We start from the raw sequence: 13,384 nt of genomic DNA, 5'->3' as shown, positions 1-13,384 counted from the left end.
TACATGGAGGTAGGTTCCCCGTGAACCAGAAGCGACCCAAGGTCAAGAAGTCGCGTGCCCTCGGCATTGCGCTGACCCCGAAGGCCGTCAAGTACTTCGAGGCCCGCCCCTACCCGCCGGGCGAGCACGGCCGTGGCCGCAAGCAGAACTCGGACTACAAGGTTCGTCTGCTGGAGAAGCAGCGTCTGCGCGCTCAGTACGACATCTCTGAGCGTCAGATGGCCCGCGCGTACGACCGCGCCAAGAAGGCCGAAGGCAAGACGGGCGAGGCGCTTGTCGTCGAGCTCGAGCGTCGCCTCGACGCCCTGGTCCTGCGTTCGGGCATCGCCCGCACCATCTACCAGGCCCGCCAGATGGTCGTTCACGGCCACATCGAGGTCAACGGCGACAAGGTCGACAAGCCGTCGTTCCGTGTCCGTCCGGACGACGTCATCACCGTGCGCGAGCGCAGCCGCGAGAAGGTTCCGTTCCAGGTTGCCCGCGAGGGTGGCTACGCAGGCGAGGGCGAGACCCCGCGCTACCTGCAGGTCAACCTGAAGGCCCTGGCCTTCCGCCTGGACCGCGACCCGAACCGCAAGGAAATCCCGGTCATCTGCGACGAGCAGCTCGTCGTCGAGTACTACGCCCGCTGATGCAGGCCTAGTCTCACCGACCGGTCAGCCCGCCGTCCCCTCCGGGGGGCGGCGGGCTTTCCGTTTCCGGACCGGCCTCAGGGCTGTGGCTGCTCCGCCGCCGCGCCCGCCGACATCCGGGAGCCGCGCGGCCGCCCCGCCTGCCTGGGCACCCCGCCCGCGCGCTCCTCCGGATCGCGCAGCGCCCGCCCGACCAGCGCCTCTCGGCTCAGCTCCCGGCCCTCGGCCTCGTACGCCGCGTAGCGCTCGGCGCCCAGCAGCTCGCCCGCCTGTTCCCGGCACATCAGCCGCGGGGCGTTGAAGTACCCCGAGCCGAACAGCTGCAGCCCCACCCCGCCCCACATCGGCTCCGCCGCGCCCTGGAGCACCGCGGCCTCGGCCGCGTCCCCCTCCGCGACGGTGACCAGTGCGAGCAGCTCCAGCGCGAGCACCAGCCCGACCAGATCGTGGAAGACGTGGTTGATGGCCACGCACTCGGACAGCAGCCGCCGCGCCTCCCGCGTGCGCCCCGCGTCGAGGGCCGCGTACGCGAGCACGTACAGGGCGTACGACTTCGTCCAGCGCTCCCCGCGCTCCTCGCAGATCTCCCGGACCTCTCCGCACAGCCCGAGCGCGCCCGGCAGGTCGCCGAGGAAGGCCAGCGCCATCCCCAGTTCCACCTGGCACATCAGCACGTTGCTGTTCAGCTCGCCGGCCGCCCGGTACCGCTCCAGCGCGTCGCCCAGCAGCTCCCGGGCCCGCGCCATGTCGTCGGAGACCAGCGCCAGGCAGCCCATCCGGTGCACCGCGTAGGCCGCAGCCACCGCGTTCCCGCTCTGCGCGGCCCCGTCACGGCACTCGTACAGGGCGCTCATCGAGGCCGTCGCGTCCCCCTGCAGCGCCGCGACGTAGCCCAGCACCCACAGGGCCTTCAGCCGCGAGGTCTCGTACTCCACCGCCCGGTCCGCCGGTTCCAGGCTCCGGTCCAGCCAGTGCCGCCCCTCGGTCAGACGCCCGCAGCCCGCCCAGTAGAACCACAGCGTCCCCGCCAGGTACTGGCCCAGATGCGCCTCGTCCGGCTCGTCCAGGCAGCACTCCAGGGCGAGCCGGATGTTCGGCAGCTCCGCCTCCACCAGCGCGGCCACCTCCTGCTGGCGCGGGCTGAACCAGTCCAGCTCGCACCACGTCGCCAGCCCCACGTACCAGTCCCGGTGCCGCCGCCGCAGGCGTCCGGCGTCGCCCAGCGACTCCAGCCACCCCGCCCCGTACACCCGGACGGTCTCCAGCATCCGGAAACGCACCCCGGCGGGCGTCTCCTCCCGGACCAGCAGCGACTGGGCGAGGAGCTCCCCGACCAGGTCCAGCACGTCCTCCACCGGCAGATCCGGACCCGCGCACACGTACTCGACGGCGTCGAGGTCGAACTGCCCCGCGAACACCGACAGCCGCGCCCACAGCAGCCGCTCCGCGGGCGTGCACAGCTCGTGGCTCCAGCCGATCGCCGTCCGCAGCGCCCGGTGCCGGTCGAGCCCGCCGCGCGCCCCGCCCGTCAGCAGCGCGAAGCGGTCCTCCAGCCGGGCCAGCACCTGCGCGGGGGACAGCGTCCGCAGCCGGCCCGCCGCCAGCTCCAGCGCCAGCGGGATCCCGTCGAGGCGGGCGCACAGCTCGACCAGCGCGGCCCGGTTGTCCGCGGTCACCGCGAAGGCCGGGTCGGCCGCGGACGCCCGCGCCACCAGCAGGGCCAGCGCCTCCTCGGACGCCGGAGGGGCCAGCGGGAAGGCCAGCTCCCCCTCCAGGGCCAGCGGGCGACGGCCGACCGCGAGGACGCGCAGGCCGGGACAGCGCCGCAGCAGCTCCCGCACCAGGTCGGCGCACTCGTCCACCAGCTGCTCGAAGCCGTCCAGGACCAGCAGGAGGCGGCGCCCGGCCAGGTGCTCGGCCAGGACCGTCCGGGGCGGCCGGGTGGTGTGGTCGGTCAGCTCCAGCGCCTCGGCGAGGGCCAGCTCCAGCAGCGCGGGATCCCGTACCGTGGCCAGCTCGGCCAGCCAGGCCCCGTCGCAGTAGCGTTCCTGCGATCCCTCGGCCGCCGCCCGGGCCGCCGCGAGCGCGAGCCGGGACTTGCCCACGCCGCCCACGCCGGTCACCGTCACGAGCCGCGAGGACTCCAGGAGCCGCCCCAGCTCGGCGAGTTCGCCACCCCGCCCGATGAACCGGCCGAGCTCCGAGGGAAGATTGCCCCCGGCGGTACTTCGAAGGGGTCTCTGTCCCATAGGACACGGAGCGTACTGGTCCGGATGCGCTGCGTTCAAGACGGGTCCGGTCCTCCCGGATTTCCGGTACGGCCGGGGATCTCCGGCGCGATAGGGTCGGAGGGCGAATAGTCCTGCGGTTCAGGTACAGACAGAGAGCGGTGTGACGTGTCCGGTGTAGAGGTGGCCGGGATCATCGTGGCCGTCTTCTGGGCCATCCTGATCTCCTTCCTCGCGGTGGCCCTGGTGAGGCTGGCCCAGGTGCTCAGGGCGACCACCAAACTGGTGGCCGACGTGACCGACCAGGCCGTCCCGCTGCTCGCCGACGCCTCCACCACCGTCCGCTCCGCGCGCACCCAGCTCGACCGGGTCGACGCCATCGCGAGCGACGTGCAGGAGGTCACCTCCAACGCCTCCGCGCTGTCCTCCACCGTGGCGACCGCCTTCGGCGGGCCGCTGGTGAAGGTCGCGGCATTCGGCTACGGCGTCCGCAAGGCGCTGGGCAAGGGGGACGCGGGGGCGTCGGGCGGCACGCCGCCGCAGGCCTCCCGGCGAACCGTGATCGTTGGACGTACGGTGCCGGCCGCCCGGCGCCGGAAGCAGAAGGGCTGAGACCGCCGATGTTCCGCCGAGCCTTCTGGTTCACCGCAGGCGCCGCCGCCGGCGTGTGGGCCACCACCAAGGTCAACCGCCAGCTGAAGAAGCTGACGCCGGAGAGTCTCGCCGCCCAGGCGGCCGACAAGGCCGTGGAGGCGGGACACCGCCTCAAGGACTTCGCCCTCGACGTCAGAGCGGGAATGACGCAGCGCGAGGACGAGCTGAACGACGCATTGGGGCTCCACCAGGATCCCGACCGGCTCGACAACGTCACGGCCCTCCCCGGGCCGCGGCGGCTGCGGGCCATCGAGCACAGCAAGACCACCCACCGACCTAAGTTTTCGTACGACCGGAATGAGGACCACTGATGGAGTCGGCTGAGATTCGCCGCCGCTGGCTGAGCTTCTTCGAGGAGCGCGGTCACGCCGTTGTCCCTTCGGCGTCGCTCATCGCGGACGACCCGACTCTGCTGCTGGTGCCCGCGGGCATGGTGCCGTTCAAGCCCTACTTCCTGGGTGAGACCAAGCCGCCGGCCCCGACGCTCACCAGCGTCCAGAAGTGCGTCCGCACGCCGGACATCGAAGAGGTCGGCAAGACCACCCGCCACGGCACGTTCTTCCAGATGTGCGGCAACTTCTCCTTCGGGGACTACTTCAAGGAAGGCGCCATCAAGTACGCCTGGGAGCTGCTCACCAGCTCCGTGGCGGACGGCGGCTACGGGCTGGAGCCGGAGAAGCTCTGGATCACCGTCTACCTCGACGACGACGAGGCCGAGCAGATCTGGCGCGAGAAGATCGGCGTCCCCGCCGAGCGCATCCAGCGCCTGGGCAAGAAGGACAACTTCTGGTCCATGGGCGTCCCGGGTCCCTGCGGCCCCTGCTCCGAGATCAACTACGACCGCGGCCCCGAGTTCGGCGTCGAGGGCGGCCCGGCCGTCAACGACGAGCGCTACGTGGAGATCTGGAACCTGGTCTTCATGCAGTACGAGCGCGGCGCCGGCGACGGGAAGGAAGACTTCCCGATCCTCGGTGACCTGCCGTCGAAGAACATCGACACGGGTCTCGGCCTCGAACGCCTCGCGATGATCCTGCAGGGCGTGCAGAACATGTACGAGACCGACACCCTGCGCGTGGTCATGGACAAGGCCACCGAGCTGACCGGGGTGCGCTACGGCGCCGCCCAGGGCACGGACGTCTCGCTGCGCGTGGTCGCCGACCACATCCGCACCTCGACCATGCTCATCGGCGACGGCGTCACCCCCGGCAACGAGGGCCGCGGCTACGTGCTGCGCCGCATCATGCGCCGCGCCATCCGCAACATGCGCCTCATGGGTGCCACCGGTCCCGTCGTCCAGGACCTGGTCGACGTCGTGATCAACACGATGGGCCAGCAGTACCCGGAGCTCGTCACCGACCGCAAGCGCATCGAGACGGTCGCGCTCGCCGAAGAGGCCGCCTTCCTCAAGGCCATCAAGGGCGGCACCAACATCCTCGACACCGCCGTGACCGAGACCAAGGCCACCGGTGGCACGGTCCTCTCCGGCGACAAGGCGTTCCTGCTCCACGACACCTGGGGCTTCCCGATCGACCTCACCCTCGAGATGGCCGCCGAGCAGGGCCTCACCGTGGACGAGCCCGGCTTCCGCCGCCTGATGCAGGAGCAGCGCGACCGCGCCAAGGCCGACGCCAAGGCCAAGAAGACCGGCCACGCGGACATGTCCGCCTACCGGGAGATCGCGGACGGCGCCGGCGCCACCGAGTTCACCGGCTACGCCACCAACCAGGGCGAGTCCACCATCGTCGGCCTGCTGGTCAACGGCGTCTCCGCGCCCGCCGCCTCCGAGGGCGACGAGGTCGAGGTCGTCCTCGACCGCACCCCCTTCTACGCCGAGGGCGGCGGCCAGCTCGCCGACCAGGGCCGGATCAAGCTCGACACCGGCGCCGTCATCGAGATCCGCGACGTCCAGCAGCCCGTCCCCGGTGTCTCCGTGCACAAGGGATCGGTCCAGGTCGGCGAGGTGACGGTGGGCGCCTCCGCGTACGCCGCCATCGACGTCAAGCGCCGCCGGGCCATCGCCCGCGCCCACTCGGCCACCCACCTGACCCACCAGGCGCTGCGCGACGCCCTCGGCCCGACGGCCGCCCAGGCCGGTTCCGAGAACAGCCCCGGCCGCTTCCGCTTCGACTTCGGCTCCCCGAACGCCGTCCCCGGCTCGGTCCTCACCGACGTCGAGCAGAAGATCAACGACGTGCTCTCCCGCGAGCTCGACGTCACCGCCGAGATCATGAGCATCGACGAGGCGAAGAAGCAGGGCGCCATCGCCGAGTTCGGCGAGAAGTACGGCGAGCGCGTGCGCGTCGTGACCATCGGCGACTTCTCCAAGGAGCTGTGCGGCGGCACGCACGTCGGCAACACCGCCCAGCTGGGCCTGGTGAAGCTGCTCGGCGAGTCCTCCATCGGCTCCGGCGTGCGCCGCGTCGAGGCCCTCGTCGGCGTGGACGCGTACAACTTCCTCGCCAAGGAGCACACGGTCGTCGCCCAGCTCCAGGAGCTGGTCAAGGGCCGTCCGGAGGAGCTGCCGGAGAAGATCGCCTCCATGCTCGGCAAGCTGAAGGACGCCGAGAAGGAGATCGAGAAGTTCCGCGCGGAGAAGGTCCTCCAGGCCGCCGCCGGGCTCGCCCAGAACGCCCAGGACATCAAGGGCGTCGCCCTTGTCGTCGGCCAGGTGGCGGACGGCATCGGCGCCGACGACCTGCGCAAGCTGGTCCTCGACGTCCGCGGCCGCATCCCGGGCGACCGTCCGGCCGTCGTGGCCCTGTTCACCGTGGCGAACGACCGCCCGCTGACCGTCATCGCCACCAACGAGGCCGCCCGCGAGCGCGGCCTCAAGGCGGGCGACCTGGTCCGTACGGCCGCCAAGACCCTCGGTGGCGGCGGTGGCGGCAAGCCGGACGTCGCCCAGGGCGGCGGCCAGAACCCGGCCGCAGTGCCGGAGGCCATCAGCGCCGTCGAGCGCCTCGTCGTAGAGACGGTCTGACGATGACTCTGCGCCGCGGCCGCCGGCTCGCCATCGATGTCGGTGACGCCCGGATCGGGGTCGCCTCGTGCGACCCCGACGGGGTGCTGGCCACACCGGTGGAAACCGTTCCGGGCCGGGACATCCCCTTCGCCCACCGGCGGCTGCGGCAGCTCGTCGAGGAGTACGAGCCCCTCGAAGTCGTGGTCGGCCTCCCCCGCTCGCTCAGCGGGCGGGAGGGGCCGGCCGCGGTCAAGGTGCGCGCCTTCGCGAACGAACTCGCCAAGGGCATCAAGCCGGTGACGGTCCGTCTGGTGGACGAGCGGATGACCACGGTCACCGCCGCCCAGGGTCTTCGGGCCTCCGGGAAGAACGCGAAGAAGGGCCGGTCGGTCATCGATCAGGCAGCCGCTGTGGTGATCCTTCAGAACGCTCTTGAGACCGAACGGGTATCGGGTAATCCGCCTGGCGAGTGCGTCGAAGTGGTTGTCTGATCGCGATACGGTAACGTTCCGCGCGATGAGACGGCATTCGAACAGCCGTCGATCACCGTCAAAGAGGCGGAACCGGTTGCCACGGATGACGGAGTCCGTGGCCTCTGTCTCGCGGCTCTAGGGGACCGATGACTGACTATGGCCGGGGCCGTGGCCCCGAACCCTGGCACCCTGAGGACCCCCTTTACGGGGACCAGGGGTGGACCGGGCACCAGACCCAGCAGGGCCAGGTGCCTTACGGCGGTGCCCAGCAGCAGGAGTACCCACAGGAGCCGCAGTACCAGCAGCAGTACCCCCAGCACCAGCAGTACCAGCAGCAGGCACAGCAGCAGTACCCGCAGCAGGCGCAGCAGCAGTACCCGCAGGGGCAGTACCCGCAGCAGGCGCAGCAGCAGCCCCAGCAGTACATGCAGGGCCAGTACCCGCAGCAGCAGTACACCGGGCAGCAGCAGGCCTACGCCCCGCAGCAGCAGGGGCAGCAGCCCCAGCCGCAGCAGCCGGCGTACGACGGCCAGGGCTGGGACACCGGCCAGGGCCAGTACCCGGCGGCCGTGCAGACCGACTCGTACGCGGGCGTGGACCCCTACACCCAGCAGCCCGTTTCGGGCTACCCGGGTGAGGCCCCCGACCTCTACAGCACGCAGGACGCCTACGCGCCGCCGCAGCCTCCGGGCCGACGGCACCTGGAGCCGGAACCGGCAGAGGAGCCGGAGCCCGCGGAGGAGCCGGAGAACGGCCTGCTCACCGCAGGTGGAGGCCGTGACGGTGACGAGGGCGACGGCGGCGGTGACGACGGTGACGGCCGCCGGGGCGGCGGCCGCTCCAAGGGCGACAAGCCCAAGAAGCGCCGCGGCACGGCCTGCCTGGTCGCCGCGGTCGTCATCCTCGGCGTCGTCGGCGGTGGCGGCTACTACGGCTACAACTACATCAAGGCCAGGTTCGGCTCGGCCGAGGACTTCGCGGGCGAGGGCAGCGGCGACATCGTCGAGGTCGAGATCCCCAAGGGCTCGGGCCTCATGCAGATGGGCCTGATCCTCAAGAAGGCGGGCGTCGTCGCGAGCGGTCAGGCGTTCGTCGACGCCGCGTCCAAGCTCCCGCCGGGCAAGGCCATCCAGGCCGGTGTCTACCCGCTCCGGAAGAAGATGTCGGCCGCGTCCGCGGTCGAGGTGATGAGCGACCCCTCGAAGCTGAACGTGATCACGGTCACCGAAGGCATGCGCAACTCCGCGGTGTACGCGGCGATCGACAAGAAGCTGGGCCAGCAGGAGGGCACCACCGCCGAGACCGCCAAGCGCGAGATCAAGAATCTCGGCCTGCCGGCCTGGGCGAACAACAACCCCAAGCTGATCGACCCGCTCGAGGGCTTCCTGTATCCGGCGCGCTACGACCTCAGCAAGGACAGCACCCCCGGTTCGCTGCTCAAGCAGATGGTCAAGAACGCGACCGACAAGTACACGGAGCTGGGAATCGAGGGCAAGGCCAAGGAGCTGGGCCTGGAGAACCCGCTCCAGGTGGTCACGGTCGCCAGCCTCGTCAACGCCGAGGGCAAGAACCACGACGACTTCCGGAAGATGGCCGAGGTGGTCTACAACCGCCTCAAGAAGACCAACGACGTCACGAACCAGAAGCTCCAGTTCGACTCGACGTACAACTACGTCAAGAACCAGAGCGAGATCAACTTCAACCTGAAGGAAGCCCAGGCCTTCGACCACCCCTACAACACGCACTTCATCAAGGGGCTGCCCACCGGGCCGATCGACAACCCGGGCCTGGACGCGCTGACCGCTACGCTCAACCCGGACCACGGCGGCTGGATGTTCTTCGTGTCGGTCGACGGCAAGACCACGACCTTCACCAAGACCTACGAAGAGCACACCAAGCTCGCCAACGAGTTCCAGGAACGGCAGAAGCAGAAGAACGGCGGATAGCAGGACATGTCACGCATAAGGGCCGCGGTGTTGGGTTCGCCCATCGAGCACTCGCTCTCACCGGTGCTGCACCGCGCCGCTTATCAGGAGCTCGGCCTCGACGGCTGGTCGTACGACCGCTTCGAGATCGACGAGGCCGCGCTCCCGGAGTTCGTGGCAGGACTCGGCCCCGAGTGGGCCGGGCTGTCCCTGACCATGCCGCTCAAGCGGGCGATCATGCCGCTGCTGGACGGCATCAGCGACACGGCCGCCTCCGTCGAGACGGTCAACACGGTCGTCCTCACCGAGGACGGCCGGCGCCTCGGCGACAACACCGACATCCCCGGCATCGTCGCCGCGCTCCACGAGCGCGGCGTCGAGAAGGTGTCCTCCGCGGCGGTCCTCGGCGCCGGCGCCACGGCCTCCTCGGCGCTCGCCGCGCTCTCGCGGATCTGTTCCGGCGAGGTCACGGCGTACGTACGCTCGGCGGCCCGCGCGGACGAGATGCGGCAGTGGGGCGAGCGGCTCGGCGTGCCCGTCCGCACGGCCGACTGGTCCGAGGCGGCCACGGCGCTCTCCGCACCCCTGGTGATCGCCACCACCCCGGCCGGTACGACCGACGCCCTGGCGGCGTCCGTGCCCGAAGGGGCGGGCACCCTCTTCGACGTGCTCTACGACCCCTGGCCGACCGCGCTGGCCGCGGCCTGGTCACGGCAGGGCGGCCAGGTCGTCGGAGGCCTCGACCTCCTCGTCCACCAGGCCGTGCTCCAGGTCGAGCTGATGACGGGCCGCACCCCGGGGCCGCTCGCCGCGATGAGGGCCGCCGGAGAGCGGGCGCTCGCCGCCCGTTAGGCTTTCCGCCTGCATATTCACAGGGGGCGGCATGGACGGGAACAGCACGGACCAGGTACTGGCGTCGAAGTGGGACCTCCCCTTCGTCGTCTTCAGCATGATCAGAGTGGCGTTCGGCACCCTGCCCCTGTGGGCCAAGGCGCTCGTCCTCGGACTCTTCGCTTCCGTCGTCCTCTGGTACGGGATCACCTGGCAGCGCGAGCGCGGCCGGCGGGCCCGCTGACGCCCCGGGCGTCCGATAGCTGGACCGGGGCCCGAGAAACCCCTCCGGACGTGGGAGGATCGGGTGAGGCGGGTCCGGGCCGCGCACCCGATCGCGCCGTCGCTGTACCAGGCGCGAGCATGAGGAGCATCGTTGAGCAGGTTGCGTTGGCTGACCGCAGGAGAGTCGCACGGACCGGCACTGGTCGCGACGCTGGAGGGTCTTCCCGCCGGCGTCCCGGTCACCACCGAGCTGGTGGCCGATCACCTGGCCCGGCGCCGGCTCGGCTATGGCCGCGGTGCCCGCATGAAGTTCGAGCAGGACGAGATCACCTTCCTCGGCGGCGTCCGCCACGGGCTGTCCCAGGGCGGCCCGGTCGCGGTCATGATCGGCAACACCGAGTGGCCCAAGTGGGAGACGGTCATGTCGGCCGACCCGGTCGACCCCTCGCTGCTGAAGGAGACCGGCCGCAACGCGCCGCTGACCCGTCCGCGCCCCGGCCACGCCGACCTCGCGGGCATGCAGAAGTACGGCTTCGACGAGGCCCGGCCGATCCTGGAGCGCGCCAGCGCCCGTGAGACCGCCGCCCGCGTCGCCCTCGGCGCCGTCGCCCGTTCCTTCATCAAGGAGGTCGCGGGCATCGAGATCGTCTCCCACGTGGTGGAGCTGGCTGCGGCCAAGGCCCCGTACGGCGTCTACCCGACCCCGGCCGACGTCGACAAGCTCGACGCCGACCCGGTGCGCTGCCTCGACGCCGACGCGTCGAAGGCGATGGTCGCGGAGATCGACCAGGCCCACAAGGACGGCGACACCCTCGGCGGTGTCGTCGAGGTCCTCGCCTACGGCGTCCCCGTCGGCCTCGGTTCGCACGTCCACTGGGACCGCCGGCTCGACGCGCGCCTCGCCGCCGCCCTCATGGGCATCCAGGCCATCAAGGGCGTCGAGGTCGGCGACGGCTTCGAGCTCGCCCGCGTGCCCGGCTCCAAGGCGCACGACGAGATCGTCTCCACCCCCGAGGGCATCAAGCGCACCTCCGGCCGCTCCGGCGGCACCGAGGGCGGACTGACCACCGGCGAACTGCTGCGCGTCCGCGCCGCGATGAAGCCCATCGCGACCGTCCCGCGCGCGCTGGCGACCGTCGACGTGGCCACCGGCGAGGCGGCGGTGGCCCACCACCAGCGCTCCGACGTGTGCGCCGTCCCGGCCGCCGGCATCGTCGCCGAGGCGATGGTCGCCCTCGTCCTGGCCGACGCGGTCGTCGAGAAGTTCGGCGGCGACTCGGTCCCCGAGACCCGTCGCAACGTCCGGTCCTACCTCGACAACCTGCAGATCCGGTGACGGCCGGACCGCTCGTCGTCCTCGTCGGCCCCATGGGGTCCGGCAAGTCCACCGTGGGGGCGCTGCTCGCCGAGCGGCTCGGCGTCCCCTACCGGGACACCGACGCCGACATCGTCGCGGCCCAGGGCCGGGAGATCTCCGACATCTTCGTCGACGAGGGCGAGCCGTACTTCCGTGACCTGGAGCGGCAGGCGGTCGCCGCCGCCGTCGCCGGGCACACCGGAGTACTCGCCCTCGGCGGCGGCGCCGTCCTCGACGAGGGCACCCGGGCGCTGCTGGCCGGCCTGCCCGTCGCCTACCTCTCGATGGACGTCGAGGAAGCCGTACGGCGCGTGGGCCTCGGCGCCGCCCGGCCGCTGCTCGCCGTCAACCCGCGCCGCCAGTGGCGCGAGCTGATGGACGCCCGGCGCCCCCTGTACACCGAAGTCGCGCGCGTCGTGGTGGCCACCGACGACCGCACCCCCGAAGAGGTCGCCCAGGCGGTCCTCGACGCTCTGGAGTTGAAGGACGTATGACAGACCAGGTGACGCGCATCCACGTCGGCGGGAGCGCCGGACACGACGCGTACGACGTGCTGGTCGGGCGACAGCTGCTCGGCGAGCTCGGCTCCCTGATCGGTACGAAGGCCCAGCGGGTCGCCGTGATCCACCCCGAGGCGCTGGCCTCGACCGGTGAGGCGCTGCGCGACGACCTGGCCGAGCAGGGCTACGAGGCGGTCGCCATCCAGGTGCCGAACGCCGAGGAGGCCAAGACGGTCGAGGTCGCCGCGTACTGCTGGAAGGCGCTCGGCCAGTCCGGTTTCACCCGCACCGACGTGATCGTCGGCGTCGGCGGGGGTGCCACCACCGACCTCGCGGGCTTCGTCGCGGCCAGCTGGCTGCGCGGGGTGCGCTGGGTCGCCGTACCGACCACCGTCCTCGCGATGGTGGACGCGGCGGTCGGCGGCAAGACCGGCATCAACACCGCCGAGGGCAAGAACCTGGTGGGTGCCTTCCACCCGCCGGCCGGTGTGCTCTGCGATCTGGCGGCGCTGGACTCGCTGCCGGTCAACGACTACGTCAGCGGCCTCGCCGAGATCATCAAGGCCGGTTTCATCTCCGACCCGGTGATCCTCGACCTGATCGAGGAGGACCCGGCGGCGGCGCGCACGCCCGAGGGCCCGCACACCGCCGAGCTCATCGTGCGCTCCATCCAGGTCAAGGCCGACGTGGTCTCCAGCGACCTCAAGGAGTCGGGGCTGCGCGAGGTACTCAACTACGGCCACACCCTCGCGCACGCCATCGAGAAGAACGAGCGCTACAAGTGGCGGCACGGCGCCGCCGTGTCCGTCGGCATGGTCTTCGCCGCCGAGCTCGGCCGGCTCGCGGGCCGGCTCGACGACGCGACGGCCGACCGGCACAAGGCGGTCCTGGCCTCGGTCGGGCTGCCGCTGACCTACCGCGGCGACCAGTGGTCCAAGCTGCTCCAGACCATGCAGGTCGACAAGAAGTCCCGCGGCAACCTGCTGCGCTTCATCGTCCTGGACGGCCTGGCCAAGCCGACCGTCCTGGAGGGGCCCGACCCGGCTCACCTGGTCGCCGCCTACGGCGAGGTGTCGGCGTGAGCCGCCCGGTCCTCGTGCTGAACGGCCCGAACCTGGGCCGGCTCGGCTCGCGCGAGCCCGACGTGTACGGGGCCACCTCGTACGCGGGACTGGTGGAGAGCTGCCGCTCGCTGGGCGAGGAGCTCGGCTTCGACGTCGAGGTCCGCGAGACCAACGACGAGGGCGAGCTGATCCGCTGGCTGCACGAGGCGGCGGACGGGAAGATCCCCGTGGTCATCAACCCGGGGGCCTTCACCCACTACTCGTACGGCATGCGGGACGCGGCGGCGCAGCGCACGGCGCCGCTGATCGAGGTGCACATCTCGAACCCTTACGCCCGCGAGGAGTTCCGCCACACCTCGGTCATCGCGGCCGTGGCGACCGGGACGGTGGCGGGCTTCGGCATCGGTTCGTACCGGCTGGCGCTCCGCGCACTGGCGGACGAGATCTCCGCCTGACACGCTGCCTGACGGTGCTGGTGGACGGCCGGGCCCCGGCAGTCATATAACGTTCTCGCATCAGTCGCTTGAACGAGA

The 13,384-nt window shown here is 71.2% G+C and carries 13 protein-coding genes; 12 read left to right on the top strand and 1 reads right to left on the bottom strand.

What is annotated here, in order from left to right:
- Nucleotides 1-20: 20 nt before the first annotated feature.
- Nucleotides 21-632, top strand: coding sequence for a 30S ribosomal protein S4 (gene rpsD / locus ACXNSR_RS08245; protein ID WP_008740451.1), 612 nt, complete (start codon nt 21-23; stop codon nt 630-632).
- Nucleotides 633-709: 77 nt separating this feature from the next.
- Here rpsD and ACXNSR_RS08240 read toward each other — a convergent pair whose 3' ends face one another.
- Nucleotides 710-2,881, bottom strand: a complete 2,172-nt coding sequence (locus ACXNSR_RS08240) for an ATP-binding protein (protein WP_458641480.1) — start codon at nt 2,879-2,881, stop codon at nt 710-712.
- A 147-nt stretch (nt 2,882-3,028) separates the two neighbouring features.
- Between ACXNSR_RS08240 and ACXNSR_RS08235 the strand changes: the two genes are divergently transcribed.
- From ACXNSR_RS08235 to aroQ, 11 genes are all read left to right on the top strand, one after another.
- Nucleotides 3,029-3,472, top strand: a complete 444-nt coding sequence (locus ACXNSR_RS08235) for a DUF948 domain-containing protein (protein WP_458641479.1) — start codon at nt 3,029-3,031, stop codon at nt 3,470-3,472.
- Between the two features lie 8 nt (nt 3,473-3,480).
- Entirely contained in the window at nt 3,481-3,825 is a 345-nt protein-coding gene (locus tag ACXNSR_RS08230; RefSeq protein WP_458641478.1) for a DUF6167 family protein, read from the top strand.
- Nucleotides 3,825-6,494: an alanine--tRNA ligase gene (alaS, locus tag ACXNSR_RS08225; RefSeq protein WP_458641477.1), complete on the top strand. Its 2,670-nt coding sequence runs from the start codon at nt 3,825-3,827 to the stop codon at nt 6,492-6,494. Before ACXNSR_RS08230 ends, alaS begins: the two co-directional genes overlap by 1 nt.
- Nucleotides 6,495-6,496: 2 nt before the next feature.
- A complete protein-coding gene (gene ruvX, locus ACXNSR_RS08220) occupies nt 6,497-6,967 on the top strand; it encodes a Holliday junction resolvase RuvX (protein ID WP_030009552.1) in 471 nt (156 codons plus the stop codon).
- Between the two features lie 128 nt (nt 6,968-7,095).
- Nucleotides 7,096-8,895 carry an endolytic transglycosylase MltG gene (gene mltG, locus ACXNSR_RS08215; protein ID WP_458641476.1) on the top strand — a complete coding sequence of 600 codons (1,800 nt, stop codon included), beginning with the start codon at nt 7,096-7,098 and terminating at the stop codon, nt 8,893-8,895.
- A gap of 6 nt (nt 8,896-8,901) precedes the next feature.
- Nucleotides 8,902-9,726 carry a shikimate dehydrogenase gene (locus ACXNSR_RS08210; protein WP_458641475.1) on the top strand — a complete coding sequence of 275 codons (825 nt, stop codon included), beginning with the start codon at nt 8,902-8,904 and terminating at the stop codon, nt 9,724-9,726.
- A 31-nt stretch (nt 9,727-9,757) separates the two neighbouring features.
- Entirely contained in the window at nt 9,758-9,949 is a 192-nt protein-coding gene (locus tag ACXNSR_RS08205) for a hypothetical protein (protein WP_458641474.1), read from the top strand.
- Nucleotides 9,950-10,081: 132 nt separating this feature from the next.
- Complete coding sequence (gene aroC, locus ACXNSR_RS08200) at nt 10,082-11,266, top strand: chorismate synthase (RefSeq protein WP_329104012.1); 1,185 nt, start codon at nt 10,082-10,084, stop codon at nt 11,264-11,266.
- Nucleotides 11,263-11,781, top strand: a complete 519-nt coding sequence (locus ACXNSR_RS08195) for a shikimate kinase (protein ID WP_266389286.1) — start codon at nt 11,263-11,265, stop codon at nt 11,779-11,781. Before aroC ends, ACXNSR_RS08195 begins: the two co-directional genes overlap by 4 nt.
- The gene (gene aroB / locus ACXNSR_RS08190; RefSeq protein WP_458641473.1) at nt 11,778-12,869 is read left to right on the top strand and encodes a 3-dehydroquinate synthase; all 1,092 of its coding nucleotides are present in this window, start codon (nt 11,778-11,780) and stop codon (nt 12,867-12,869) included. The genes ACXNSR_RS08195 and aroB overlap by 4 nt, the downstream gene beginning before the upstream one ends.
- Nucleotides 12,866-13,306 carry a type II 3-dehydroquinate dehydratase gene (gene aroQ / locus ACXNSR_RS08185; RefSeq protein ID WP_030387213.1) on the top strand — a complete coding sequence of 147 codons (441 nt, stop codon included), beginning with the start codon at nt 12,866-12,868 and terminating at the stop codon, nt 13,304-13,306. Before aroB ends, aroQ begins: the two co-directional genes overlap by 4 nt.
- Nucleotides 13,307-13,384 lie beyond the last annotated feature (78 nt).

This window comes from Streptomyces sp. NC-S4 (assembly GCF_054353315.1).
Note: the sequence above shows the minus strand (reverse complement) of the source record. Positions and strands in the feature narration are given on the sequence as shown.